The 25,806-nt window shown below is 75.7% G+C and carries 22 protein-coding genes; 11 read left to right on the forward strand and 11 right to left on the reverse strand.

Annotated elements, in window-relative coordinates:
• Nucleotides 1-69: 69 nt before the first annotated feature.
• Complete coding sequence (locus K1Y72_RS06030; RefSeq protein ID WP_220164034.1) at nucleotides 70-369, forward strand: hypothetical protein; 300 nt, start codon at nucleotides 70-72, stop codon at nucleotides 367-369.
• Nucleotides 370-414: 45 nt separating this feature from the next.
• On the opposite strand, the gene K1Y72_RS06035 is transcribed toward K1Y72_RS06030, so the two are convergent.
• On the reverse strand, nucleotides 415-1,137 hold the full coding sequence (locus tag K1Y72_RS06035; RefSeq protein WP_220164036.1) for a hypothetical protein: 723 nt from the start codon (nucleotides 1,135-1,137) through the stop codon (nucleotides 415-417).
• Between the two features lie 132 nt (nucleotides 1,138-1,269).
• On the opposite strand from K1Y72_RS06035, the gene K1Y72_RS06040 reads away from it, so the two are divergent.
• Nucleotides 1,270-2,859, forward strand: a complete 1,590-nt coding sequence (locus tag K1Y72_RS06040) for an AfsR/SARP family transcriptional regulator (RefSeq protein ID WP_220164038.1) — start codon at nucleotides 1,270-1,272, stop codon at nucleotides 2,857-2,859.
• Here the strand turns inward: K1Y72_RS06040 and K1Y72_RS06045 are convergent.
• The gene (locus tag K1Y72_RS06045) at nucleotides 2,856-3,776 is read right to left on the reverse strand and encodes an alpha/beta fold hydrolase (RefSeq protein WP_220164040.1); all 921 of its coding nucleotides are present in this window, start codon (nucleotides 3,774-3,776) and stop codon (nucleotides 2,856-2,858) included. The genes K1Y72_RS06040 and K1Y72_RS06045 overlap by 4 nt on opposite strands.
• 120 nt (nucleotides 3,777-3,896) lie before the next feature.
• On the opposite strand from K1Y72_RS06045, the gene K1Y72_RS06050 reads away from it, so the two are divergent.
• The 4 genes from K1Y72_RS06050 (at nucleotide 3,897) to K1Y72_RS06065 (ending at nucleotide 9,592) form a co-directional block, all read left to right on the forward strand.
• Entirely contained in the window at nucleotides 3,897-6,419 is a 2,523-nt protein-coding gene (locus tag K1Y72_RS06050) for a carboxylate--amine ligase/circularly permuted type 2 ATP-grasp protein (protein ID WP_258571991.1), read from the forward strand.
• Nucleotides 6,420-6,441: 22 nt separating this feature from the next.
• On the forward strand, nucleotides 6,442-8,214 hold the full coding sequence (locus tag K1Y72_RS06055) for an N-acetylglutaminylglutamine amidotransferase (RefSeq protein ID WP_220164042.1): 1,773 nt from the start codon (nucleotides 6,442-6,444) through the stop codon (nucleotides 8,212-8,214).
• A gap of 65 nt (nucleotides 8,215-8,279) precedes the next feature.
• Nucleotides 8,280-9,047, forward strand: coding sequence for a class II glutamine amidotransferase domain-containing protein (locus K1Y72_RS06060; protein WP_220164044.1), 768 nt, complete (start codon nucleotides 8,280-8,282; stop codon nucleotides 9,045-9,047).
• 71 nt (nucleotides 9,048-9,118) lie between these two features.
• On the forward strand, nucleotides 9,119-9,592 hold the full coding sequence (locus K1Y72_RS06065; protein WP_220164046.1) for a macro domain-containing protein: 474 nt from the start codon (nucleotides 9,119-9,121) through the stop codon (nucleotides 9,590-9,592).
• A gap of 197 nt (nucleotides 9,593-9,789) precedes the next feature.
• On the opposite strand, the gene K1Y72_RS06070 is transcribed toward K1Y72_RS06065, so the two are convergent.
• The 4 genes from K1Y72_RS06070 to K1Y72_RS06085 form a co-directional block, all read right to left on the reverse strand.
• Nucleotides 9,790-10,452 (reverse strand): hypothetical protein, encoded by a 663-nt coding sequence (locus K1Y72_RS06070; protein WP_220164048.1) that lies wholly within the window; start codon nucleotides 10,450-10,452, stop codon nucleotides 9,790-9,792.
• A gap of 117 nt (nucleotides 10,453-10,569) precedes the next feature.
• Complete coding sequence (locus K1Y72_RS06075; protein WP_220164050.1) at nucleotides 10,570-11,952, reverse strand: sensor histidine kinase; 1,383 nt, start codon at nucleotides 11,950-11,952, stop codon at nucleotides 10,570-10,572.
• On the reverse strand, nucleotides 11,949-12,656 hold the full coding sequence (locus K1Y72_RS06080) for a response regulator transcription factor (protein ID WP_220164052.1): 708 nt from the start codon (nucleotides 12,654-12,656) through the stop codon (nucleotides 11,949-11,951). The genes K1Y72_RS06075 and K1Y72_RS06080 overlap by 4 nt, the downstream gene beginning before the upstream one ends.
• A gap of 12 nt (nucleotides 12,657-12,668) precedes the next feature.
• On the reverse strand, nucleotides 12,669-13,121 hold the full coding sequence (locus tag K1Y72_RS06085) for a hypothetical protein (protein ID WP_220164054.1): 453 nt from the start codon (nucleotides 13,119-13,121) through the stop codon (nucleotides 12,669-12,671).
• A 232-nt stretch (nucleotides 13,122-13,353) separates the two neighbouring features.
• Here K1Y72_RS06085 and K1Y72_RS06090 point away from each other — a divergent pair, with 232 nt between their 5' ends.
• Nucleotides 13,354-14,331 carry a DMT family transporter gene (locus tag K1Y72_RS06090; RefSeq protein ID WP_220164056.1) on the forward strand — a complete coding sequence of 326 codons (978 nt, stop codon included), beginning with the start codon at nucleotides 13,354-13,356 and terminating at the stop codon, nucleotides 14,329-14,331.
• On the opposite strand, the gene K1Y72_RS06095 is transcribed toward K1Y72_RS06090, so the two are convergent.
• Nucleotides 14,254-14,622 carry a DUF6578 domain-containing protein gene (locus tag K1Y72_RS06095; RefSeq protein WP_220164058.1) on the reverse strand — a complete coding sequence of 123 codons (369 nt, stop codon included), beginning with the start codon at nucleotides 14,620-14,622 and terminating at the stop codon, nucleotides 14,254-14,256. The genes K1Y72_RS06090 and K1Y72_RS06095 overlap by 78 nt on opposite strands.
• A 70-nt stretch (nucleotides 14,623-14,692) precedes the next feature.
• Between K1Y72_RS06095 and K1Y72_RS06100 the strand changes: the two genes are divergently transcribed.
• Complete coding sequence (locus K1Y72_RS06100) at nucleotides 14,693-15,466, forward strand: class I SAM-dependent methyltransferase (protein ID WP_220164060.1); 774 nt, start codon at nucleotides 14,693-14,695, stop codon at nucleotides 15,464-15,466.
• A 416-nt stretch (nucleotides 15,467-15,882) separates the two neighbouring features.
• Here K1Y72_RS06100 and recQ read toward each other — a convergent pair whose 3' ends face one another.
• Together recQ and K1Y72_RS06110 are read right to left on the reverse strand one after the other, a co-directional pair.
• A complete protein-coding gene (gene recQ / locus K1Y72_RS06105; RefSeq protein WP_258571992.1) occupies nucleotides 15,883-17,958 on the reverse strand; it encodes a DNA helicase RecQ in 2,076 nt (691 codons plus the stop codon).
• 114 nt (nucleotides 17,959-18,072) lie between these two features.
• Nucleotides 18,073-18,729: an HAD family hydrolase gene (locus tag K1Y72_RS06110; protein WP_220164062.1), complete on the reverse strand. Its 657-nt coding sequence runs from the start codon at nucleotides 18,727-18,729 to the stop codon at nucleotides 18,073-18,075.
• A gap of 154 nt (nucleotides 18,730-18,883) precedes the next feature.
• Between K1Y72_RS06110 and K1Y72_RS06115 the strand changes: the two genes are divergently transcribed.
• Both K1Y72_RS06115 and K1Y72_RS06120 read left to right on the forward strand, forming a co-directional pair.
• Entirely contained in the window at nucleotides 18,884-19,366 is a 483-nt protein-coding gene (locus K1Y72_RS06115; protein ID WP_220164064.1) for a hypothetical protein, read from the forward strand.
• Nucleotides 19,367-19,462: 96 nt separating this feature from the next.
• A complete protein-coding gene (locus K1Y72_RS06120) occupies nucleotides 19,463-19,843 on the forward strand; it encodes a phage holin family protein (RefSeq protein ID WP_308286922.1) in 381 nt (126 codons plus the stop codon).
• Nucleotides 19,844-19,861: 18 nt separating this feature from the next.
• On the opposite strand, the gene K1Y72_RS06125 is transcribed toward K1Y72_RS06120, so the two are convergent.
• Nucleotides 19,862-20,773: an alpha/beta hydrolase family protein gene (locus tag K1Y72_RS06125; RefSeq protein ID WP_220164068.1), complete on the reverse strand. Its 912-nt coding sequence runs from the start codon at nucleotides 20,771-20,773 to the stop codon at nucleotides 19,862-19,864.
• Between the two features lie 101 nt (nucleotides 20,774-20,874).
• Between K1Y72_RS06125 and K1Y72_RS06130 the strand changes: the two genes are divergently transcribed.
• Nucleotides 20,875-21,444 (forward strand): TetR/AcrR family transcriptional regulator, encoded by a 570-nt coding sequence (locus tag K1Y72_RS06130; RefSeq protein ID WP_220164070.1) that lies wholly within the window; start codon nucleotides 20,875-20,877, stop codon nucleotides 21,442-21,444.
• Nucleotides 21,445-22,432: 988 nt separating this feature from the next.
• Here the strand turns inward: K1Y72_RS06130 and K1Y72_RS06135 are convergent.
• Entirely contained in the window at nucleotides 22,433-25,783 is a 3,351-nt protein-coding gene (locus tag K1Y72_RS06135; RefSeq protein ID WP_220164072.1) for a hypothetical protein, read from the reverse strand.
• Between the last annotated feature and the right edge of the window lie 23 nt (nucleotides 25,784-25,806).

Raw genomic sequence — 25,806 nt, forward strand, 5'->3', positions numbered from 1 at the left:
GTAACGGGTGCGGGAAAACCTGCCGGTCGGTGACTGTTCGCCGCCGGGGGCGCTGGTTACCCTGCGGTCATGGCGGACGAAGTCGCTTGGCAGGTGAGGCAGGGCGATGTGCTGGTCGGCACGCTCTACCGGGTGGACGTCGATTTCCCGTGGACCCACTGCCGCTTCGAGCCGGGGCCCGGCTGGGAGCCGCTCCGCCCGATCTTCGAGGCGTGGGACGACCTGATCCGGCGGGGCGCGCCCGAGGACGTCCCGCCGCCGCCCACCGCCCCGAAGGAGATGGGGCTGGAGCTGGTCCCGATCGGCGGCGGCGAGGCGTACCGGCCGGCCCGGATCTGGCTCGCGTCGACGCCGGCGCGGTTCCGGTAGCACCCCGCCCTCCCCGCCTCCGTTGGGGAGGGCGAAGCCCGGGCGTCAGGGGACGTTGACGACGAGCCGCTTCGGCGGCGCGGTCACCTTCACCGGCACGTTGTAGTCGAGGAACTCCAGCCGGTCGGTGGCGCTGGAGTCGAGGCGCACGAGGTACGGCTCGCCCTCGGCGGAGACGTACAGCTTCCCGCCGGTGCCGTCGGTCAGCGGCAGCGAGAGGCGGCCGTTGACGCGCTCCAGCCGGCCCTTGCTGACGGCGCCGTCCGGCTTCAGCAGCTCGCCGATGATCTTCGGTAGCGAGGTGAGGGCGGCGATGTCGGCGAAGTCCTTCGACGACGAGGTCGTCTTCATGTACTTGCCGGCGAGGACGCGGGCGGCGTCCGCGCCCGCCTCGGCGGTGAGGAACTTCTTGTTGGCCTTGATGTAGACGGTGTCGCGGATGCGGATCAGCTGCAGGGTCTTGCCGGGGGGCTCGGTGAGGCTGCCGGCGCTCGCGCGCGAGCCCGCGACGCGCAGGTCCATCTCGTAGACGGGGTCCTTGCCGTCCTTGAGGCGGCCGCGGATGTGCACGGAACCGGTGGCGAGCATGGCCTTGCGGGCGCGCTCCAGGATCTGGTCGGCGGGCAGCCGGTCGATGCCGTTGGTGGCGGGGGACGCCTGGCCGGCCGGCTTCCGGTCGGCGGTCTCGGCGGCGGTGCCGGCGTCGCAGGCGGACGCGAGGGGCAGCGCGAGGGCGGCGGTGAGGAGGAGGGGGAGTGAGCGGCGCATGATGCCTTCCAAGGGGAGATCGGCCGGGTCTGACCAGTGTTCTGACCACCTCTGCGGCCTCTCTGTCGTTATGCTGCGGTCGCCCCGTTTGTTCTGCCGGAGGGCTGCGGCCCCGCTGCGAGAGGAACCACCGTGCGCTTCGAGATCCTCGGGCGCCTGCGGGCATGGCGGGACACCGGGGAGGTGGACCTCGGTCCCGGCAAGCAGCGCGCCGTGCTCGGCGTGCTGCTGCTGAACGCCGGCCGCCCGGTCGCGTCGGGCGCGATCGTGGACGCCGTGTGGGGCGACGAGCCGCCCGACAACGGCGCGAACGTCGTCCAGAAGTACGTCGCGGGGCTGCGCCGCGCGCTGGAGCCGGACCGCTCGCCGCGCGCCGTCAGCACCCTGCTGCCCCTCACGCCCGCCGGGTACGTGCTGCACGTGCCGCCCGGCGGCCTGGACGTGGCGGTGTTCCAGGACGCGGTGCGGTCGGCGCTCGCCGAGCGCGGCCCCGACACCGGGGAGCGGCTCCGCGCGGCGCTGGACCTCTGGAGCGGCCCGGTGCTGGCCGACCTGGAGGGCCCGGTGTTCGACGCGGCGCGCGCCCGGTACGCCGAGGAGCGCCTCGCCGCCGTGGAGGAGCTCGCCGAGCTGGAGATCACCGCGGGCCGGGGGGCGGCGCAGGTGCCCGAGCTGCTGCGCCTCGCCGGCGAGTTCCCGCTCCGCGAGCGGCTCCGCTACCTGCTGGTGCTGGCGCTCTACCGGTCCGGGCGGCAGGCCGAGGCGCTCGCCGCCTACCGGGAGGCGCGCGACTTCCTGGTGGAGGAGTTCGGCGTCGAGCCCGGCGAGCGGCTCCAGCAGCTCCACCTGACGATCCTGCGCGCCGACCGCGTCCTGGAGCCGGAACCGCCCGCCGCGCCCGCCCCGCCCCCGCAGCCCGCCGCCTGGCCGCCCGGCCCGTACGCGCAGCCCGTCCCGGCGCCGCCGTACGGCCACCTGCCGCCGATGTTCGGGGCCGCGCCCCCGCACCGCCGGTGGACGTGGATGCTGCACTGCGTCGCGTGCGCCGCGCCGGCGCTGACGGTGGGGTTCGGCGGCTGGCTCGTCGTCACGGTCTACGCGGCGCTGCGCCGCAGCCGGCTGCTCGGGCTGTCGGCCCTCGGGTTCCTGGGGCTGCTGGTGCTCATGCTGGTGGGGTTCAGCCATCCCGAGGACGACGACGCGTGGATGGCCACGGGGCTGCTCTGCCTGCTGGCCATCGTGATCGGGGTGCCGGTCCAGATCGTGGCGCTGCTGGCGCGGGCCGAGCGCGGCGAGAGGCTGTCGACGGCGTCGGCCGCCGCGCTGGAGCGCCGCGTCCGCCGCGACGCGGCGCGCGTCCTGCTGGAGCACCGGCCCGACGTCGCCCGCCAGCTCGGCGTGGGCCGCCCCGACCTGCCGCGGGTGTTCGACGACGGCGGGCTGGTCGACGTCAACGCCGTCCCGGAGGGCATCCTGTCGGGGCTGCCGGGCGTGCTGCCGCAGCAGGCCCGGCTGATCGCGACGGTGCGGTCGGCGCAGGGCCCGTTCGGGTCGGTCGCCGACCTGGTGACGTGGGGGCTGCTGCCGATGCACACCGTCCGCGCCCTGCAGGAGGTGCTGGTCGCGCTGCCCGTCGACCGGCCGGCGCCCCCGGTGGACGCGCCGCCCGCCGACACGCCGCCCGAGGGCCTGCCGGCGGTCCCGTCCCGCGGCACGGTCTAGCTGCCGCTGGACGGCTCGGGCGGGGCGGCGGCGCGGCCGTGCAGGAGGACGTCGCGCCAGTCCCGCCGGTCGTGCCGGGCGGGCTCGGTCTTCAGGAAGTCGCCGAGGACGTCGGCGAAGCGGTCCGGGTCGTCGTGGTGCGGGAAGTGGCCGGCGTCCTCGAACACCTCCAGCCGGCTGCCGGGCAGCGCGGCGTGCGCGACGAGGGCGTGCCGGGCCGGGATGATCCCGTCGCGGCGCCCCCAGACGATGAGGGTCGGCAGCTCGCGCGCCAGGTAGCTGCGGTCGAGCATGGTGACGGCCTGGCCGCGCAGGTCGACGCCCGCGCGGATGGTGCGCAGGAACGCGCGCCGCGCCGTCGGGTCGGCGAATCGCCGGTAGCGGCCGAGGACGTAGTCGAGGTCGGGGCCGAGGCCCGCGCCGCCGAGGGCGCGGAGCAGCGGCGCGGACAGCCGGACGGCGGCGCGCGTCGCGGGCGCGGTCAGCAGGAGCATGCCGAGGCCCGCGCCGGGCCCGGCGGCGAGCCGGAACACCGGGTGCACCTCGCGGCCGAGCCCGGCGCTGCTGACGAGGGCGAGGCGCTCGACGCGCTCGGGGAACTGGTAGGCGAACTGCATGGCGATGCCGCCGCCGAGGGAGTGCCCGACGACGCTGACGCGGTCGGCGTCCAGGGTGGTGAGCAGGTCGCGCAGGCCGCAGGCGTAGGCGCCGATCGCGTAGTCGGCGCGGGGCTTGGCGGAGTCGCCGTGGCCGAGCAGGTCGGGGGCGATGACGGTGTGCCGCTCGGCGAGCCGGGCGAGCACCGGCTCCCAGGTGGCCGAGCTGTCGCCGATGCCGTGCACGAGCAGGAGCGGGGGGCCGTCACCGAGGACGCGGTACGCGCGCCGGTATCCGTGGATGTCCCGGTAGTGCAGCATCCCCGCAGGATGCGCCCGCCGTGTTGCGGGCGTGCTTCGGTCAGGTGAGAACCCGGTAAGCAGGTAAAACCTGGATTCTTAGGATATATCCGCGAAACAAAGGGCACTTAGTCTCGCGTGATGGGCGACCGTGCGGAAGTGATGGCAGTCGGCGTGGAGGAAGAGTTCCACACCGTCGACCTGGAGACCCACCGGCTGCTGCCGCGGGCCGACAGCCTGCTGGACCAGCTCCCCGTCGAGCGCTTCGGCGCCGAGCTGCAGCGGTCGGTGGTGGAGACCAACAGCCGGCCGTTCCTGCGGCTGATCGACCTGGCCGAGGACCTGGCGGCGCTCCGCCGGGGCGTGGTCGCGTCGGCCGAGCCGCTCGGGCTCGGCATCGTCGCGGCCGGCACCGTCCCGGTGGTGGACCTGGACGCGCTGAAGGTGACCCCGGACCCCCGGTTCGAGAACATGCTGGAGGAGTACCAGCTCCTCGCCCGCGAGCAGCTGATCTGCGGCGCGCAGGTGCACGTGGACGTCGGCGACCGCGACCTCGCCGTCAAGATCGCGCACCGGCTGGCGCCCCGCCTGCCCGCGCTGCTCGCCCTGTCGGCGAGCTCGCCGTACTGGCTCGGCGGCGACACCGGCTACGCCAGCTACCGGACGCTGCTCTGGTCGCGCTGGCCGACGACCGGCCCGGTCGGGGACTTCGCCTCGGCCGCCGAGTACGACGCGATGATCGACGACCTGATCCGGTCGGGCGTCATCACCGACCGCGGGATGATCTACTTCGACATCCGGCCGTCCGCGCACCTGCCCACGATCGAGCTGCGGATCTGCGACGCCTGTCCGCGCGTCGAGGACGTCGTGCTGCTCGCCGGCCTGTTCCGCGCGCTGGTCATCCAGGAGATGGACGCGGTCGCCGAGGGGCGGCCCGCGCCGCGCGTCCGCGGCGAGGTCGTCCGGGCGATGAACTGGCGCGCGGCCCGCGCCGGCCTGGAGGGCGAGCTCGTCGACCCGGCCGACGGGACGCCGATGCCGGCGCCCGTCCAGATCCGCCGGATGCTCGGCGAGCTGCGGCCGACGCTGGAGCGGATGGACGACTGGGACCTCGTGTCCGAGCTCACCGACGCGGTCCTGCGCGGCGGCGGGTCGGCGGCCCGCCAGCGCGCCGCCTACGCCGAGGGCGGCCTCGGGCAGGTCGTGGACCTGCTGCTCGCCGAGACCCGCGCCAACACCGAGTGGGCGCCCGGCGCCGGACCCGCCCGCACCCAGGTCACCGGGATGCTCGCCGGGTACGACAGCTCCGCCGACGAGGCGGTCGTGTTCGACGGCAGCGCCCGCGGCCCCTACGGCCTGCTGATGAACACCCTGGAGCGGCTCGGCCCGGACGGCCTCGCGGACCGCGAGCGCGAGCGCGACGAGGTGCAGCGCCAGCTCGGCATGACGTTCCGCGTCCCCGGCGAGGACCACGACCGGCTGTTCCCGGTGGACGTGATCCCGCGCATCGTCGCCGCCGAGGACTGGGCGCCGCTGCAGGCGGGTCTCGCCCAGCGGGTCAAGGCGCTGGAGCTGTTCCTGCACGACGCCTACACCGACCGGCACGCGATCCGCGACGGCGTCCTGCCCGCCTGGGTGGTGGACGAGGCGCCGGGCCTCCGCCCCGACGGGAGGCTCGTGCCGCGGTCGGCGACGCGGATCGCGGTCGCCGGCATCGACCTGGTCCGCGACGGCGCCGGCCGCTGGGCGGTGCTGGAGGACAACCTGCGGGTGCCGTCGGGCATCGGCTACGCCCTCGCCAACCGGCGGCTGTCGGCGCGGATCCTGCCCGAGCTGCTGCGCGCCGTCCCGATGACGACGCCCGCGCGGGCCATGACGATGCTGCACGAGGCGCTGGTCGGCGACGCCTCCGGCCTCGCGCTCGTCACCTCCGGCGAGAGCGACTCGGCCTACTTCGAGCACAAGCTGCTGGCGCGCGAGCTCGGCGTCCCGCTCGTGACTCCCGGCCAGCTGTCCTTCGACGGCGACGGGGTGTGGGCGGACGGGAACCGCGTCGAGGTGCTGTACCGGCGCATCGACGAGGACGAGCTGTTCGAGGCGCCCGGCGCCGACGGGCGCCGCCTCGGCCCGGCGCTGCTCACGGCCGTCGCGCGCGGCGAGCTGCGCCTCGCCAACGCCCCCGGCAACGGCCTCGGCGACGACAAGGCGCTCTACGCCTACGTGCCGCGCCTCATCGAGTACTACCTGGACGAGCGGCCGCTGGTGGACGGCGTCCCCACCTACCTGTGCCGCGACGAGGAGGCGCGCGAGCAGGTCCTGGACCGGCTGGACGAGCTCGTCCTGAAGCCGGTCGACGGGTACGGCGGCGCGGGCGTCACGATCGGCCCGGACGCGAGCCGCGCCGAGCTGGACGGGGCGCGCGAGCGGCTGCTCGCCGAGCCGGGCCGGTGGATCGCGCAGGAGACCGTCCGGCTGTCCACCCACCCGGTGTTCGAGGACGGCCGGCTCCGGCCGCGCGCCGTGGACCTGCGGGTCTTCGTCAGCCAGGACGAGGGCGGGCCGCGGACGGTGCCGGTCGCGCTGACGCGCGTCGCGCCCGAGGGCAGCCGTGTCGTGAACTCCTCGCAGGGCGGCGGCTCCAAGGACACCTGGCTGATGCAGTAGAGGAAGGGAACGGTAGCGGTACATGTGCGGGCTGAGCGGAGAGGTGCGCCTGGACGGCGGCGGCGCGGACGTCGCGGCGGTGGCGCGGATGACGGCGGTGATGGAGCCGCGCGGTCCCGACGGCGTCGGCGTCTGGTCGCAGGGCGGCGTCGCGCTCGGCCACCGCCGGCTGAAGATCATCGACCTGTCGGAGCACGGCGCGCAGCCGATGGCCGACGCCGACCTCGGCCTGACCTGCGTCTTCAACGGCTGCGTCTACAACTACCAGGAGCTGCGCGCCGAGCTCGCCGCCGCCGGGTACCGGTTCTTCTCCACCTCCGACACCGAAGTGATCATCAAGGCGTACCACCGCTGGGGCACCGGCTGCGTCGACCGCTTCAAGGGCATGTTCGCGTTCGCGATCGTCGAGCGCGACTCCGGCCGCGTCGTCCTCGGCCGCGACCGGCTCGGCATCAAGCCGCTCTACGTCGCCGCCGACGCGCACCGGCTGCGGTTCGCCTCGACGCTGCCCGCGCTGCTCGCGGGCGGCGGGATCGACACCGAGCTCGACCTCGTCGCGCTGCACCACTACATGTCGTTCCACTCGGTGGTGCCGCCGCCCCGCACGATCCTCAAGGGCGTCCGCAAGCTGCCGCCCGCGACCGTCCGCACCATCGACCCCGACGGCACCGTCCGGGACCGCCTGTACTGGCGGCCCGCGCACAGCCGGACCCTGGACCTCGGGCCGGCGGAGTGGACCGAGCGGGTCCTCGCCGCGCTGCGCACCGCCGTGGACCGGCGCATGGTCGCCGACGTCCCGGTCGGCGTGCTGCTGTCGGGCGGCCTGGACTCCAGCCTCATCGTCGCGCTGCTCGCCGAGGCGGGCCAGCGCGACCTGAAGACGTTCAGCATCGGGTTCCAGGCGGCGGGCGGGGAGTCCGGCGACGAGTTCGCCTACTCCGACATCGTCGCGGAGCGGTTCGGCACCGACCACCACCAGATCCGCATCGACGACGCGCGGCTGCTGCCCGCCCTCGCCGGCGCCGTCGGCGCCATGAGCGAGCCGATGGTCTCGCACGACGTCGTCGCGTTCTACCTGCTGTCGCAGGAGGTTGCGAAACACGTCAAGGTGGTGCAGTCCGGGCAGGGCGCCGACGAGGTCCTCGCCGGCTACGACTGGTACCCGCCGCTCGCCGGCGTCCCCCGCGAGGACGCCGTCGCCGCCTACACGCGGGTGTTCATGGACCGCCCCTACGACGAGCTGCGCGGCATCCTCGCGCCCGACCGGCTCCTCGACCACGACGCCGCCACCGCGTTCGTCGCCGACCACTTCGGCGAGGCGGGCGCGGAGACGGCGCTGGACGCGGCGCTCCGCATCGACTCCACGGTCATGCTCGTGGACGATCCGGTGAAGCGCGTCGACAACATGACGATGGCGTGGGGCCTGGAGGCCCGCACCCCGTTCCTGGACCACGACCTGGTCGAGCTCGCCGCGGCCTGCCCGCCGGAGCTGAAGCTCGCCCACGGCGGCAAGGGCGTGCTGAAGGACGCGGCGCGCGGCGTCGTCCCCGACGAAGTGATCGACCGCACGAAGGGCTACTTTCCCGTACCCGCCATCCGCCACCTCGACGGGCCGTACCTGGAGCTCGTCCGCGAGGCCCTGTCCGCGCCGGAGGCCAAGGCGCGCGGCCTGTTCCGGCCCGAGTACGTCGACCGGCTCCTCGCCGCGCCGCTGGAGCACCGCACGACCCTCGGGTCCAGCCAGCTCTGGCAGGTTGCGTTGCTGGAGATGTGGTTGCAGAGTCATGGCGTGTGAGTGAGACGGAGGCCGGGAACCACCCAGGCTGAAACCTGTGCCACGACGAGGGGGAAACCGCATAGATGTGTCGCCACTTCGCTTGGGTCGGCGGACCCAGGACCCTGAACGCCCTGTTCTTCGAGCCCTCCTACGGGCTCCCTGAACAGGCCAAGCTGCCGCGCTGGCAGCAGATCGGCCTGGTCAACAAGGACGGCTTCGGCGCCGGATGGCATCCGGCCGAGGGCGGCACCGAGGTGTACCGCACCACCACCCCCATCTGGGAGGACACGGTGTTCCCGGTGTGGGCGCCGGAGGTGTCCGCCCGCTGCGTGCTCGGCGCCGCCCGCGCCGCGAGCCCCGGCATGCCGATCGAGGAGACGGCGAACGCGCCGTTCACCAACGGGCAGGTGCTGTTCAGCCTGAACGGCCACTGCGACGTCGGGAAGGTCGGCGCGCTGCTGGAGGCCGGCCGCACGCCCGAGTCCACCTGCGACTCGGCGTTCCTCGCGGCGGTGCTGTGGCAGCGCCTCGACCAGGGCGCGCCGCTCGCGGACGCCGTCGAGGGCCTGCTCTACGACGTGGTCGCCCTCGACCCCAACGCCTGCCTCAACATGCTCGCGACCGACGGCGCCCGGGCCGTCGCGACGACCTGGGCCGAGACGCTCTGCTACCGGCGCGAGCCGGACGGCGTCATGGTCGCCAGCGAGCCGCAGGACGACCGGGAGGACTGGACGACCGTCCCGGACCGCTCGATCGTCCGCACCGACGGGACGTCCGTCGAGGTCGAGCCGCTGCGCACGCTGCCGTCGGCGTCCCCGACGGTCCTGCCCGGCGAGGCCGTCCCGGGCTGATCCCGCTCCGCCGCCCCGCCGGACGCCCGGCGGGGCGGCGGAATGTCGGACGCTGCGGATAGCGTCCCGGCATGGGCGGGATCCGGTACGTGCGGGGCGACGCGACGAGCCCGCAGGCCAAGGGCGTGAAGCTGGTCGGGCACGTGTGCAACGACCGCGGCGGCTGGGGCAAGGGCTTCGTGCTCGCGCTGTCGCGGCGCTGGCCCGAACCCGAGCGCGACTACCGGTCCTGGTACCGGTCGCGGGACGGCTTCGCGCTCGGCGCCGTCCGTTTCGTGCAGGTCGAGCGGTACGTGTGGGTGGCCAACATGCTGGCCCAGCACGGGACGCGGCGGCCGCGGCGGGGCGGCGTCCTCGTCCGCTACGACGCGCTCGACGCCTGCCTGGACGCGCTCGGCGCGAAGGCCGCCGAGCTCGGCGCCTCGGTGCACCTGCCGCGCATCGGGTGCGGGCTGGCGGGCGGCCGCTGGGAGGCGGTCGAGCCGCTCGTCGAGGGGCGGCTGGTCGCGCGGGGCATCGCCGTCACCGTCTACGACACGGACTGAGGAAGACGGGCCGGGAAGCACGGGCCGGGAAGCACGGGCCGGGAAGCACGGGGCCGCGCCCGGCCGGGTCCGGGCCGGGCGCGGCGGTCGTGCACGGCCCCGGTGCCCCGCGCGGCACCGGGACCATGTCCGGAGGCGCGGCCGGTCCGCGGCGGAGCGGCGCACCCCGCGCCGCCGCGGACCGGCCGGCGTGCGGGTCAGCGCCAGCAGTCCTGGTGGGTCTGGGACAGGAAGACCTGGCTGACCCGGCCCCTGTACAGGTCGAAGTTGTAGGCGGCGCTCTTGTCCGGCGTCGCGTACACCCAGGCGTGCCGGTCGTTGCCCTTCAGGCCCGGGTAGGCGCGGCGCAGGTCCCGCAGGGACGAGCCGACGGCGATGCCGCGCGGCGTCCGGGCGTCCTGCGGGGCGACGATGTTCGCGACGCCGTACTTGCGGGAGATGAGGACGTCGAAGCCGCGCCGGTCGTGGGAGGGCCGGAAGGTGTACGCCGCGCAGTGGCGGGTGCCGCGCTTCTGCCGGAGGTCGCCGGCGTGCTGGACCTGCCGCAGGTTCGCCCCGAGCGCGACGCCGCGGAAGCTCGTCGGGCCGAACGCGCCGCGCTGGTCGGGCCTGCCGGGCTGGCCGTGCTGGTCGCCGGGCCGGCCCCCGTGCTGGCCGCCGTGCTGCCCGCCGGGCAGCGGGAGCGGCAGCGTGGTGGCGGGGCCGCCGTGCTGGGCGGGCGCGCCGTTCTGGGCGGGGGCGGGGCTCGGCGCCGCGGACGCGCCGGGGGCGAGGGCCGCCGCCGCGATCGCGGTGCCGAGGAGGCCGAGGGCGCCCGCCGCGACGGGCCGGGCGAGGCGCTGCATGGTGATGTCGAGCATTGGTGATCCCCTTGTCACGTGCGTGCCGTGCCGGGCTGGTGTGTCCCGACATCTACTGCGACTACCGCTGGTCGGAGAAGGTTCGGTCGCTACCGGTGAGAATCTGAATGCGGGGAGTTACGTCACGTTATGCGGTGGAAAGGGGAGGGTGACGCGCACCGCCGTCCCCGCGCCGGGCGCGGAGCGGAGCGCGGCGGTGCCGCCGTGGGCGGCGGCGATGGCCGCGACGATCGGCAGCCCGAGCCCCGCGCCGCCCGTGCCCGCGCCCGTCCCGCCGGACGCGGCGGCCCGGTGGAACCGCTCGAAGGCGCGCGCCGCGTCCTCGGCGGGCATGCCGGGCCCCTCGTCGGCGACCTCGATGACGGCGGCGCCGTCCTGCCCGGCGATCCGCACGGTCGCGGGGGTGCCCGGCGGGGTGTGGGCGCGGACGTTGCCGAGGAGGTTGGCGAGGACCTGCCGGACGCGGCCCTCGTCCACGGCCGCGACGAGGGAGGCGGGCGCGTCCAGGGCGATCGGTCCGTGCGGCCCGGCGGCCCGCGCGTCGCGGACGGCGTCGCGGGCGAGCGCGGCGAGGTCGGCGGGCGCGCGGGCGAGCGCGGCCTCCCGGTCGAGCCGGGCGAGGGCGAGCAGGTCGGTGACGAGCCGGTCCATCCGCTGCGCCTCGGCCTCGATGCGGCCCATCGCCTCGGGCAGCTCGTCCGGGCCGAGGGCGCCGTGCCGGTACAGCTCGGCGTAGCCCTGGATGGTGGTGAGCGGGGTGCGCAGCTCGTGCGAGGCGTCCGCGGCGAACTCCCGGACCCGCGCCTCGGACCGGCCGCGCGCCCGGAACGCCTCCTCGATGCGGTCCAGCATCACGTTGATCGCGGCGGCGAGGCGGCCGGTCTCGGTGCGGCCGCCGGGGTCCGGCATGCGGGCGCCGAGGTCGCCTCCCGCGGCGATCGCGCCCGCGGTCGCCGCCATCCGGCCGAGCGGCCGCAGCCCGCGGCGGATCAGCCCGCGGCCGCCGGCGGCGAGCAGCGCCAGCAGCACGAGCGCGGTGGCGGCCTCGGCCAGCAGCAGGTTGCGGACGGCCGCGTCGATCTCGTCGAGGGGCGCCGCGACGACGACGGCGCCGCCGCGGGCCGTGGGCCGCGCGACGGCCCGCAGCCCCGGCAGCCCGAACGGCTCCATGGCGGCGGCGTGCCGGGCCAGTCCGGCGGCGCCCATGTCCTGCACGGCCCGCACGGCCGCCGACGGGTCGGGGTCGGCGCCGCTCAGCGGCCGGACCCGCCCGGACGCCGACACGTTCAGCACGACGAACCGGGCGGGCGCGACGCCCTCCTCGGGCAGGCCGGGGCGGAGCAGGCGGGCGACGGCGCGGTCCCGGGCCGCGGCGAGCTGCCCGTCCACCCGGTGCATCAGGTACCCGTGCAGGACGAGGCCGCTGACCAGGCCCATCACCGCGAGGCCGGTCAGCGCGACGGCGAGCAGGCCGGCGAGCAGCCGCGCGTTCAGCGTCATGCGCGCAGGGTGTAGCCGACGCCGCGGCGGGTGTGGATCAGCGGCGGGCCGAGCGGGTCGAGCTTGCGGCGCAGGTAGCTGACGTAGGTCTCCACCACCTGCGGGTTGCCGTGCTCCTCCCACCCCCACACCGCCGCCAAGAGCTGCCGGCGGCTGAGGACGCGCCCCGCGTGCCGCATGAGGTGGGCGAGCAGCCGGAACTCGGTCGGCGACAGGTCGATCTCGGTGCCGGCCCGCCGCACCGTCCAGGTCGCCTCGCTGAGCTCCAGGTCGCCGACGCGCAGCACCTCGGCGTCGTCGCCGGTGTCGTCGGAAGGGCCGGGCGCGGGCGCGGCGGCGCGGCGGAGGACGGCGCGCACGCGCGCCACCAGCGCCTCGATGGAGAACGGCTTGGTGACATAGTCGTCACCGCCGAGGGTGAGACCGGTGACGGTGTCGGACGGGGTGTCGCGCGCCGTCAGGAAGATGACCGGCACGCCGTCGCCCGCGTCGCGGAGGCGGCGGCAGACCTCGAACCCGTCGATGTCGGGCAGCATGACGTCGAGGAGGACGAGGTCCGGCCGCCGCTCGCGCGCGGCGGCGAGCGCCTCGGCGCCGGTCGCGGCCTCCACGGTGGCGAAGCCGTGGAAGCGCAGCGCGGTGCGCATGAGGCCGCGGATGCCGGGCTCGTCGTCCACGACGAGGACCGTGCGGTCGTCGTTCACGCGCCTCCGCCGCTACTTCTTCGGCACGCGCACGACCCGCGCGGTCCTGGTGTCCCCGGTGCGGTCACCGGCGACCACGACGGTGTCGCCGTTGGCGAGGGCGGCGACGGTGGACTTGGCCCTGTCCTTGCGGACGCGGGTCGTGCCGCTGGTCGTCCACTGCCAGGTGACGCCGTCGGCGCTGCGCACCGTGACGAGCGCGCCGCTCTTGCCGGTGATCTGGCCGCGCTGCCAGGCCAGGAGGTGGAAGCCGTCCTTGCGCTGCACCGTCGCCTCCCCGTGCACGCCGCGCAGGTCGCGGGCGGCGGCGAAGGCCCGCGCGCGCTTGTGCGGGCGGTCCTTCTGCGGGGAGGCGGTGGGCGAGGGGGAGGCGCCGGCGAAGGCGGGGACGGTCGTGTAGAGGGCGGCGCCGAGGACGCCGGCGGCGGCGACGCCGGCCGCGATGGTCTTCCTGTTCGCTCTCATGGCCCTCACTTAACCGGATGTCCCTGGCAATCCGCCCGGCGGAAACCTGGGAGAACCCTGGGAGTCCGCTCCGCTTTCGGTGCGCCCCGGCCGCGAGCGCCGCCGTGATCGTCCCCTATGCTCCGTTTCGCCTGGTGGGTGCGGTGCCCGCCGAGATCGGGGGACGATCATTTCAGCCGGAGCCCGGCCGGCGCGAGGACCGCGCGCCCGACGGAGCGGGACCGCGTGGCGGGTGGACGGCCCCGTGCTGCTCGTCGCGGTCGTCTGGGGATCCAGCTACCTCGCCACCAAGCAGATCACCGGTGCCGGGAACGTCCTGGCCGTCCTGCTGCTGCGGTTCGCGGTGGCGCTGCCGCCGCTCGCCTTCGCGGCGCGCCGCGCGCTCCGCCGGACGCGCCCGGCCGAACGGGCGGGCGGGGCCGCCCTCGGGCTGCTCCTGGCGGTCATCTTCCTGCTGGAGACCTTCGGCGTCGTGCACACCTCCGCGACCAACGCCGGGCTCATCATCAGCCTCACCATGGTCCTCACCCCGCTGGCGGAGTCCGCGCTCGACCGCCGCCGGCCGGCCGGGACGGTCGTCGCGGCCGCCGCGCTGTCGGTGCTGGGCGTGGCGCTGCTCACGCAGGGCGCCGGCTTCACCGCGCCGTCCGCCGGCGACCTGCTGATGCTGCTCGCCGCCGCCGTCCGGACCGCGCACGTCCTCGTCATGCACCGGCTGCGGGCGGTGCGCGGCAGCGACGACGCCGCGCTCACGTTCGCGCAGCTCGGGACCGCCGTCCTGGTGTTCGCCGCGCTCGTCCCCTGGACCGGGGCGGGCGTCGCGGCGACCGCCCGCGGGCTCGGCGCCGGCGGGTGGGCCGTGCTGCTCTACCTGTCGCTCGGCAGCACCCTGTTCGCGTTCCTCGTGCAGATGTGGGCGGTGCGGCGGACGTCGCCGTCCCGCGTCAGCCTGCTGCTCGGCACCGAACCGCTGTGGGCGGCCGTCGCCGGCGTCGCGCTCGGCGGCGACCGGCTCGGCGCGGCCGGGTACGGCGGCGCGCTCCTCGTCCTCGCCGGGACGTTCTGGGGGCGGCGGGCCGCGTCCCCGCCGGCCGACCCGCCCGAACCGGCCGACCCGCCCGCACCCGGCGGGTCAGCCGTCCACGTGCAGGGTGACGACGTAGCCGCGCAGCCGCAGGCCGCCGTCGTCGCGGACGCTCCGGACCACTGACGTCAGCGGGGTGAGGCGGGTCGTGCCCGGCACCGGCACGAACGTCCGGGACCCGGCGCCGTCCGGCGCGTAGCGCGCGTGCGCCGCCTTGATCGCCAGGACCGTGCCGGTCGTCGCGGGGGCGCCCTCGCCCGCGGCGCCGTGGTGGTCCTCGGCGGCGTCGAGGCGGACCGCGCCGTCGAGGTCGGGCAGGCCGGTGCCGACCAGCGTCCAGGTGACGCGCGTGCCGATCGCGAACGGGTCACCGCAGCACTCCTGCTGCCAGTCGTCGACCCAGATGGTCAGCCTCATCACCCGATCATGCCCCCGGACCCGCCGGTCCGGCCATCTCGGGCCGGGAACCGCCTCGTACGGTGGGGGCATGGAGAACGCCTTTCCCGACCATGACCGCGAGCTCGTCCGGCGGCGCGCCGCGTCCTTCGGCGGCAGCGCGGCCGCGTACGCCGCCGAGCGCCCCGGCTACCCGGCGGCCGCCGTCCGCTGGGCGCTGGAGGGGGCGCCGGGCCCGCGCGTCCTGGACCTCGGCGCCGGCACCGGGAAGCTGACCGGGGAGCTCCTGCGCGGCGGCGCCGGCCCCGGTGACGTCGTCGCCGTCGAACCCGACCCGGAGATGCTCGCCGAGCTGCGGCGCCGCGTCCCCGGCGTCCGGGCCGAGGCGGGCGGCGCCGAGGCGATCCCGCTGCCGGACGGGTCGGCCGACGCCGTCCTCGTCGGGCAGGCCCTGCACTGGTTCGACCTGGACCGGGCGCTGCCGGAGATCCACCGGGTGCTGGCGCCCGGCGGCGTCCTCGCCGCGCTGTGGAACCTCGACGACGACCGGGTGCCGTGGGTCGCGGGCTTCAAGGAGCAGGCCCGCAGCAGCGTGTCGTGGACGGGCTGGAGCGGCAACGACCTGCCGCCGTCGCGCTGGTTCCCCGGCGTCGAGCGCGCCGAGTTCCCGAACGCCCAGCGCCGCACCGCCGCGTCGCTGACCGCGACGGCCGCCACCCACTCGCACATCCTGGTGCTGGACGACGCCGAGCGCGCCGCGGTCCTCGACCGGATCCGCGCCTACCTGCGATCGGTCCCCGAGACCGCCGAGGGCGAGTTCGACCTGCCGATCGTCACCCTCGCCCTCCGCACCACCCGCGCCTGACCGCCGTCCCGGCGCGCGGGCGCACAGGCCGGAGCTGGCCGGGCGCCCGCGGCCGGCCCCCATCCCCGCGCGCGCACGGGGGCCGCCCGATCGATCACTGCCTGTCGAGGAGGAGAGCCCCGCGCGCGGGCGCGCACGGGGGCCGCTCTGCGAGAACCGCTCGGCGATGCGCCCCCATCCTCGCGCGCGGGCGCGCACGGGGGAACCCGCCGCGGCGCCCACCCCTGACGACCGCCGCCCCCGCGCGCGCAGCTCGCCCGCGCCGTCCCGCCGGTGGCCTCGGGCGCCGCGCCTCGCGCGCGAGGGCGAGAGGCCCGGCGACGGTAGCCGTCGCCCCGATCGCACCTCGCGCGCGAGGGCGAGCGCGGGACTGCGACGCCGGGGCACTCTCGGGCGCGGCTGGGGGCGGTGGGTGGTCAGTCGAAGTCGTACTCGGTGAAGTCGGGCTCGGGCGGCAGGCCCGGGTCGTCGTCCTGCACGGGCGTCCGGCTGCGGGCCTGGCGCTGCGGCGCGCCGGAAGCCGGCACGCGGGCGGGTGCGGGCGCAGGAGCGGGGGCGCTGAAGGCGGGCGCCTGAACGGGGGCGGGGGCCGCGTTCCGCGCGCTCGCTCCGTCCGGCCTGCTCGCCCCGGTCGGGGCGGGTGCCGGGGGCGGGGCGTCGCCGCCGAATTCGGCGAGGGCCTCCAGCACCTGCTCGCCGTACTTGGCGAGCTTGTTCTCGCCGACGCCGCTGATGCCGCCGAGCGCGCCCAGCGTCGCCGGGCGGGCCGTGGCGATCTCCCGCAGCGTCGCGTCGTGGAAGATGACGTAGGCCGGGACGCCCTGCTCCTTGGCGGTGGCGCCGCGCCAGGCGCGCAGCTTCTCGAACAGCGGCGCGACCTCGGCGGGCAGCTCGGCCGGGGCCTTGCGCTCCTTGGCCGTCTTCGCGGCCTTGGCGGCGGCCCGCTCGGGCTCGCGGCGCATCGGGACCTTGCGCTCGCCCTTGAGGACGGCGGCGCTGCCGTCGGTCAGCACCAGCGCCCCGTAGTTGCTCTCGACCGCCAGCAGGCCCTGCGCCAGGAGCTGGCGGACGACGCCCCGCCACTCGCCCTCGCGCAGCTCGGCGCCGACGCCGAACACGCTGAGCGCGTCGTGGTCGAACTGGATGATCTTGGCGTTCTTCTTGCCGAGCAGGATGTCGATGATGTGGGTGGCGCCGAACTTCTGCCGCCGCTCGCGCTGCAGCCGCAGCACCGCCGACATCACCTTCTGCGCGGCGACCGTGCCGTCCCACGTCTCGGGCGGCGTGAGACAGGTGTCGCAGTTGCCGCACGGCTCCGCCCCCGCCTGCCCGAAGTAGTCGAGCAGCCGCACGCGGCGGCACTCGACCGTCTCGCAGAGCGCCAGCATCGCGTCCAGGTGCTGGGACAGCCGCCGCCGGTGCGCCGCGTCGCCCTCCGACGTGTCGATCATCTTGCGCTGGTTGACGACGTCCTGCAGCCCGTAGGCGAGCCAGGCCGTGGACGGCAGCCCGTCGCGGCCCGCGCGGCCGGTCTCCTGGTAGTAGCCCTCGACGGACTTCGGCAGGTCGAGGTGGGCGACGAACCGCACGTCGGGCTTGTCGATGCCCATCCCGAACGCGATCGTGGCGACGACGACGAGGCCGTCCTCGCGCAGGAACCGCGACTGGTTCGCGGCGCGCGTCGCCGGGTCCAGGCCCGCGTGGTAGGGGACGGCGGGGATGCCGTTCTCCGACAGGAACTCGGCGTGCTTCTCCACCGAGTTGCGCGACAGGCAGTAGACGATGCCGGCGTCGCCGGCGTGCTCCTCGCGCAGGAACCGCAGGAGCTGCCGCTTCGGGTCGGTCTTCGGCTCGATCCGGTACTGGATGTTGGGCCGGTCGAAGCTCGCCACGAAGTGCCGGGCGGCGGTCAGGTCGAGGCGGGTCGCGATCTCCTCGCGGGTGGCCTGCGTGGCCGTCGCGGTGAGCGCGATGCGCGGCACGTCCGGCCAGCGCTCGTGCAGGTGCGACAGCATGAGGTAGTCGGGCCGGAAGTCGTGCCCCCACTGCGACACGCAGTGCGCCTCGTCGATCGCGAACAGCGCGATCGTGCCGCGGTCGAGGAGGTCGACGGTGGCGGCGACGCGCAGCCGCTCGGGCGCGAGGTAGAGGAGGTCGAGCTCGCCCGCGAGGAACTCGGCCTCGACGGTGCGGCGCTCGTCGAGGTCCTGGGTGGAGTTGAGGAACCCGGCGCGCACGCCGAGCGCCCGCAGCGCGTCCACCTGGTCCTGCATCAGCGCGATCAGCGGGGAGATCACGACGCCGGTGCCCTTCCGGACCAGCGCGGGGATCTGGTAGCAGAGCGACTTGCCGCCGCCGGTCGGCATGAGCACGAGGGCGTCGCCGCCGTCGACGACATGGTCGATGATCTCCTGCTGCCCGTCCCGGAACGCGTCGTAGCCGAAGACGCGCTGGAGCGTCCGCAGGGTCTCGTCCACCTCGGGGGAAGCCATGGACCCATCGTAGGAGCCCCGCCCGACACTACGGGCGCTCCTCGGCGCACCCGTCACAACTCCGTCACCCGAGCGCAAGCCCGATATGGCGGCCGTACGGGACGGCGGCGGACGCTACAGGCTCCTCAGCAGCTCCCCGGTGACCTCGTCCAGGCCGCTCGCGACGTGCGCGGCGAGCGCGAGCGCGTCCGGCGCCGGCGGGTACTCGGGCCGCGGCACCGCGATCACCCGCATGCCGGCGGCGGCCGCGGACCGCAGGCCGTTGCTGGAGTCCTCGACGGCGGCGCACGCGGCGGCGGGCACGCCGATCCGGGCGGCCGCGACGAGGTAGCCGTCCGGGGCGGGCTTGCCGGCGTCGACCTCCTCGGTGGACACCGTCGCCCGGAACAGGCCCGCCACCCCGATCTCGCCGAGCACCAGGTCGATCAGGGCGCGGGGGGAGGAGGACGCGAGGCCGAGCACGTGATCATCGGCGAGCCGGCGGACGGCCTCGACGGCGCCGGGCAGCAGCGGGACGTGCTCGGCGTACCGGCCGCTCATCCGGTCGATCACCTGGTAGGCGACCTCCTCGGTGGTCGGCCCCTCGACCAGGTCGGTGGCGAGGTAGGCCGCCCACTCCTCGGTGGACATCCCCATGAGACGGTCCTGGGTGTCGGGCGGCCAGCGGCCGCCGTGGTCGGCGACGAAGGCGCGGCGGACCTCCTCCCACACCGGCTCGGAGTCGACGAGCACCCCGTCCATGTCGAACACCACGGCGCGTACCGGCGGCATGCGGCCCCCTTCGCCTCGGCGGGTCGGTACGCGATCACTACCCGCCGCCGTCCGGAACGAATCCGCTGACCAGCACTTTCGGGATGAACGCGGACGAAATCCGACCGTTCTGGCAGGGTGGTGCTCCTCTCACCCCCTGGAGAGGAGTCCCCGCATGGTGATCATCGGCCTGCTCCTGGCCGCCGCGGCCGTCGCCGTCGGCGTCGGGATCGTCATGGAGAACAGCGCGCCCGCCACCCTCACCGCCTTCGGCCACACCGTCCCCGGCGTGACCGCCCAGTGGCAGGTCTTCTTCGCGGGAGCGGCCGTCGCGATCGTCTTCATCCTCGGCACCACCACCCTGTTCGCCGGCGTCGGGCGGCGCCGCCGCAAGCGCCGCGACCGGCGCGAGCTGCGCCGCGAGCGCGAGGAGTCGCTGAACACCCTGGAGATGGAGCGCCGCCGCCTGCAGCGCGAGCTCGCCGGCGCCCGCTCGGCCCCGGCGCGCCCCGCGCCGTCCCGCGACGCCGCCCGCGCCACGGTGACCGACGCGCCCCGCCGCACGCCGTGCCCCGACGTCCCCGTGGCCACCGGCCGCCCGCCGGCGCCGGCGCCGCGCCGCCCGGCCCCCGCTCCCCGCCCCGGACCGCGCGGCTAGAGGGGGCCGGGTCGTCCCGCAAGACGAGCGGCGCGCCCCGGATATCGTTTCGCAGGGGGATGGCCCGCCGGAGCGCCGTCCAGGATGATCGCTTTCGTGCGGATTCTCCTCAAGGTGGCCATCACGGCCGCGGCCCTGTGGGCGGCGACCGAGCTGATCTCGGGCATCACCGTCACGGGCGACACCGTCGGCCGGCGGGCGCTCACCCTCATCGTCGTGGCGATCGTGTTCGGCGTGGTCAACGCCGTCATCAAGCCGATCGTCAAGACGCTCGGCTGCGCCTTCTACGTCCTCACGCTCGGCCTCTTCGGGCTGATCGTGAACGCGCTGCTGCTGCTCCTCACCAGCCACCTCGCCGGGCGCCTCGACCTGCCCTTCCACGTGGACGGCTTCTGGCCCGCGTTCTGGGGCGCCATCGTCGTCGGCCTGGTCGGCTGGCTCCTGCACCTGCTCTTCGGCGGCGACGATGACGACTGAGCGGTGCGCACCGCCGCGTCACTTGCCGGTGAGGCTCCACGTCCCGTCACCGGCCGCCGCGGCCTCGCCGAGGGCGGCCCACGCGGCGCCGTCGACCTTGAGGGCGTCGAGGAGGTAGGCGGCGACCGCGTCGGCGACGAGGGCGACGCGGGCGGGGTCCTCGTCGGTGGTCTCGGCGACCGCCTCGCCCGCGACGCCGCCCAGGGTGTGCTCGCCCGCGGCGACGACGACCAGGCTCTTCGGGGACGGGCTCAGGCGGTAGGCGTCGGTGAACCAGTCCGGTCCGCGGGTGGAGAGCCGGGACCGGTCCTCGCCGCCCGCGATGACCAGGGCCGGGGCGGTCATGGTGGAGTAGTCCGGCCGCATGAACGGCAGGTGCTCGGCGGCGAACGGGGTGAGCGAGTCGCCGGTCCCGGTCGCGGCGATCAGCGCGCCGGCCGCGACCGCGGGGTGGGCGAAGTCCTCCCCGGGGACGCCGTCGGCGCCGAGCACGCGCGCGCCGAGGAGCGCGCCGGCGGTCTGGGCGCCCCAGGAGTGGCCGGCGACCGCGACGCGTCCGTGGTCGACGCGGTCCGCCAGGTCGCCGGCCTGGCGGAGGACGTCGTCGAGACCGTCGAGGACCGCGTGCAGGTCGGCGATCCGGACGCGCCAGATGGTGGGGAAGCGCGGGTCGTCCCAGCCGATGCCGTTGCGGCGGGAGTCCAGGTGGGTGGGTTGCACCACGACGAACCCGGCGGCGGCCCACCGGTCGGCGAGGGGCCCGTACCCGTCCATGGACCAGGCGTTGCCGTGGGAGAACACGATGACGGGCAGGTCCCGGCCCGACGTGGGGGCGGTGACCTTCACCTGGAGGTCGGCGCCGCGGCCGGGTGCGGGGACGGTGATGGGCTTGACGGAGAAGATCGGGGAGTCGGGGAGGTGGAAGGACATGGGAGACCTGAGCTTTCGCCGGAGGACCGCTCTGCCGTAGATTGGCGGAGCGTTGTTCCGCCAATTTAGCGGAACATTGTTCCGCGAGCAAGGGAGGACCCGTGCCCGAACCCGCCGGCGTGCGGCGAGCACAGGCGCAGCGCACCCGCGACGGCGTGCTGGCGGCCGCCGCGGCCGTCTTCGTGGACCGGGGCGTCCAGGCCCCCGTCCGCGACATCGCCGAACGCGCCGGCGTCGGCGTCGGCACGATCTACCGGAACTTCCCGACCCGGGCGGATCTCGTCACCGCCGTGTACCGGCACCAGATCGACACCTGTGCCGCGCTCGCCCCCCGGCTCCTGGCGGAATCGGCCTCCCCGTTCGCCGCCCTGACCGGCTGGGCGGACGCGTTCGTGGAGTTCCTGGTGACCAAGCACGGGCTCGGCGCGGCCCTCGGGGCCGGCGACCCGGGGATGGAGAACCTCCACACCCTCATGCTCGACACCCTGGTTCCGGCCTGCGCGACCCTGCTGGAGGCCTGCGCCGCCGCCGGCGAACTCGCCCCCGGCATCACCGCCTACACGCTCATGCGCGCCATCGGGAATCTCTGCATCACCGGCCCCGACTACGGCCGGTCCGACGCCGGCCACATGGTCGCCCTCCTCCTCGCCGGCTGCCGCAACGGCACATGAACGCAGACCCCGCACCTGCCCCCGGCGCCCCGGTCGCCCGGCTCCCCGGCTCCCTGGCTCCCCGGCCGCTCCACCTTCGGCCTCTCTCTGGCCTCAGGCCCCCACGGCTCCAGACTCCTTGACCTTCAAGCTCCGGCCTTCCCGGGCTTCGCGGGCCTCCCGGCCTCCCCGCTTCCTCGGCTCCGGCCTTCCCGAACTTCCCGAGCCTCCCGGACTTCTCGGACCTCCCAGGCTCCCCGCTTCCCGGGCTCCCGGGCCTCTCGGGCCTCTCGGCTTCCCGCGCCTCCCGGCCCTCTCGGCTTCCCGCGCCTCCCGGCCTCCCGGCCTCCGGGCCTCCCGGCCCTCCCGGCTTCCCGGCCCTCCCGGCTTCCCGGCCCTCCCGGCTTCCCGGGCCTCCCGGCCTCCCGGGCCTCCCGGCCTCCGGGCCTCCCGGCCTCCGGGCCTCCGGGCCTCCGGGCCTCCCGGCCTCCTGGGCTCTCGGGCTCCCGGTCTCCCCGCTTCCCCGGCTCCGGCCTTCCCGAGCCTCCCGGGCTTCTCGGGCTTCTCGGACCTCCCGGGCTCCCCGCTTCCCGGCCTTCCGGGCCTCTCGGCTTCCCGCGCCTTCCGGCCCTTCCGGCCCTTCCGGCCCTCCCGGCCCTCCGGGGCTCTCGGCGCCGCTCGCGACATCGGGCTCTGCCTTGGCCGCAGAGCTGCGGGCCGGGCCGTTGAACCGCGTGGTCGCGATACCTCACCGCATGCGGTTGAAGCGCGCAGTCGCTCGTTCACGAGTGCGACAGCGGCAGCGGTCTCTTCGGACCACGGCGCCCGACCGCCGCAAGGGCCACGCCCCTGCACATGTCATGGATCTCCTGAGTGGCACCGCTACTCGTGACCACCCGGTCGCCCAAAGTTGAGATGCGGCGTGTTGGCCACTTTCAAGATCGAAAGTGGCCAACACGCCGCATCTCAATCGGGCCGGACACGGCATGAAGATCCACGAACCCGTGGTCTAGGGGGCCGTGGTTCCGGCTTCGGGGTGCGTTGCGGGCGGGTCGACAGGGGTGACCGCCGACTTCGGTGATGACTCCGAATCCGGCTCCGTGGAGAGGATGGGGATGGCCTGGGTGACGAGGGCATCCGGAGGCGAGTACGCGGGCGCAGGCGTGATCGCGCTCGGTGTCGAGGCGCCCTGATCGGCTTTCGAGGACTCGACGAACGCCATGGGGGTGTTTCCCGTGCTGGGAGGGTTATCCACAGGACGGGATTCCTCTTCCTGCGGGAGCGCGGGGGGTTGACCATGGGAGTAAGCGGTCCGCCCCCGGGTGGGAGGGGCCTGCTGTTCGGAGGAAGAGGGGCCGGATCGGCGGTTGGGGGCGGTCTCGCCGCCTGGAGCGATCCGGTTGATTCGGCCAGGATGGTCGCCCCGGCCGACTTGGTTGCCCAGGTCGGGCTGGTTGCTCCGGTCGGGCCGGTCAAGCTGGTCGGGCCGATCAAACTGGTCAGGCTGGTCGGGCTGGTCAGGCCGATCAAACCGGTCAGGCCGATCAAACCGGTCAGGCCTGTCAAGTTGGTCAGGCCTGTCAAGTTGGTCGGGCCGGTCAAGTTGGTCGGGCTGGTCGGGCTGGTCGGGCTGGTCAGGCCGGTCGGGCCGGTCAAGGTGGTCGGGCCGGTCAAGGTGGTCGGGCCGGTCAAACCGGTCGGGCCGGTCAAGCTGGTCGGACCGATCAAACCGGTCGGGCTGGTCGGGCTGATCAAATCGGTCGGGGCGGTCGAGCTGGGCGGCGGCGGCAGGGGAGCAGTGCTCCTCCGCGTCGTGAACGGTGTTGCCCGTGCCGTCCGGAGGACGCACCGGAGCGGGTTCCTCCGGCTTGTCGCCGACCGGCGCGAAGGGCACGGCGGCCGGGTCGTCCTCGCCGGCCGCATCGGGTTCCCCGACCCCGGTCGAGGCGGCGCCCGCCGCCTCCGGCTCGGGAGCGACGGTCTCCGCCGCCTCCGGTCCGGGCGCGTTCGTGCTCGCCGTGGCGCGGGCGAAGAGGGTGGTGCCCGACGGTTCCGGGTGGGCGGGCGCCGGGTCGTCCGGTGAGCCCACCAGCACCCACGCGGACGTGCGCGTGGCGCCGAGCAGGAGCTCGCCGTCGGTGAGCGATCCCGCGCCCGCGGCGACCAGGACGTCCAGGTCGGGGAAGCGGGCCGCGCCGATGGCGAGGGGCGTCCCGCAGACCAGGTCGGCCGCGGGGAGCAGGAAGTCCGCGTCGTTCTCGGCGCCGGCGCGGGCGGCCGACAGCTCCTCGATGCGCGCCATCGCGTGCCGCTGGTGGGCGGCGAGGACGTCGGGCTCGGGGTCCTCGCCGGTGATCTCGACGACCTTGGCGCGGGACTCGGCCGCGGCCTCGCGGGCGGCGGTGAGTTCGGCCTCGGCGGCGGCGAGGGACTCCGCGCCGGACGTGCGGCGCTCCTCCAGCGCGGCCTCGGCGGCGGTGAGGCGCTCGCCGGCGGCGCGGGCGTCGTCGCGGGCGCGGTCGGCGGCGCTCGCGGCGACCTCGTGGGCGGTGGTGGCGGCGGTGAGCCGCTCTTCCAGGGCGCGGGCGGTCTGCTGGGCGGCGCGGGCGGCGGCGGTGGCGCGGGTGGCGCGGTCGACGCCCTCGGCGGCCAGCCGGGCGCGCTCGCGGTGCTCGGCGCCGGCGGTCTCGCGTTCGGCGGTGAGCCGGACGATCTCCTGGTCGAGGCGGACCTGGGCCTCCTGCGCGGCGACGAGGGCGGTCCCGCCCTCCTGGAGGAAGCGGTCGAGCTGGGCGCGGCGCTGCTCGGCGCGGTGCGCCGCGTCCTTGACCTCCTCGGCGCGGCCGGCGGCCTCGTCGGCCTTGCGGGTCTGGGCGCGGACCTCGTCGCGGAGCCGTTTCAGCTCGGCGGGCGGCGCGGCCATGTGGAGGCGCTGCGACAGGGTCATCTTCTGCCGGATGGCGCCGAGCGCGGACTCGGCGGCGGCGAGGCGGTAGTAGCTGGCGTGCCCTTCGGCGACGGCGTCGGCGTCCTGCGCGGCGAGCCGCTCGGCTTCCGCGGCGACGTCGGGGAGTTCGGCGCGGGCGCGGGCGAGGTCGGCGGTGAGGCGTTCCTCCTGGGCGGCGGCGGCCTGGAGTTCGGCGCGGGCGCGGGCGGCGCGTTCGTCGAGCCGGTCGCAGCGGGACTTGGCGGTGTCGGCGGCGCCGGTGAGTTCGGCGGCTTCCCGGCCGGCGGCGTCGGCGGCCTGCTGGAGTCGCTCGGCTTCGGCGCGCGGTTCGGTGAGCGCTTCGGCGGCGTCGGAGCGTTCGGCGGCGAGGCGTTCGGCGTCGGCGTCGGCGGCGGTGATGGCGTTCTCGGCGGTCGCCAGCTCGCCGCGGAGGCCCTCGGCGCGCAGGCCGAGGTCGGTGAGTTCGCCGTGGAGGTCCTGCTCGCGGCGGTCGCGGCCCGCTTCGAGCGCTTGGACGCGGTCGTGGTCGCGGGGCCACTGTTCCAGCCAGAGCAGGCTGCGGCGGAGCAGCCGCTCCTCGGCCTCCCACGCCTGCCGCCACGCGTCGCCGACGGGCCGGACGGTCGTGCCGCGCACCCACGTTTCCGGTGCGGGCGGGCGGGCGGCCTCGCCCGCGACGGGTGCGTCGGGGGCGGCGGTCGGGAGGGTGCCGGACGGGTCGGCGTCCAGCGCCGCCGCCGGCACGCCGGTGAGCGGGGTGGTCGCGGACGGGTCGGCGGGGGGCAGGTCCGCGGCGGGCGCGGACGGCGTGGTCGAGGCGGGGGAGGGCGCGGCCGGGCCGGTGATCTCTTCCAGCGGCAGGGTGCCGGTGGACGGCGCCTCGGGCGCGTCCGGCAGTTCGGGGAGCACCTGGGTGTCCTGGCGGGGGGCGGTCGACGGCAGCGCCTCCGGCGGCACCGGCGCGGGCGGCGGCCGGAACTCGATGGTGCCGTTGGATCCGGCCTCGCCCCGGCCGCGCAGTGCGGGGGCGGCGGCGGGCGCGCCCGGCTCCTCGTCCACCCGCACGGCGAACAGGGCGTCGGTGTCGAGGCCGTCCAGGACGGCGTCCAGGACGGGCGCGGGCGCCATCAGCAGGACCCGCGACCCCGCCGCCAGCAGTTCCGTGACGCGGGCCCGCGCGGCGCCGGCCTCCTCGGCGGCGTCCACCGAAACCACGGACGCGGCGCCCGCCGGCGGCGCGGCCAGCAGGCCCGCGACGTCGGGGCGGGCGCCCGACAGCACGGCGCGCAGCGCCGCCAGATGCGGCGCCCACCCGATCACGCCCCCCGCGCCGCCGCCGATGCCGGCGTGCAGGTCCTCGTAATAGGCGGCCAGCGGCCCGTAGCCGTTCTCGACCTGTTCGTGCTGCTCCACTGCGATCCCGCTCCCGATAGCTT

The sequence above is a fragment of the Actinomadura parmotrematis genome, assembly GCF_019458805.1.
GTDB classification, from domain to species: Bacteria; Actinomycetota; Actinomycetes; order Streptosporangiales; family Streptosporangiaceae; genus Spirillospora; species Spirillospora parmotrematis.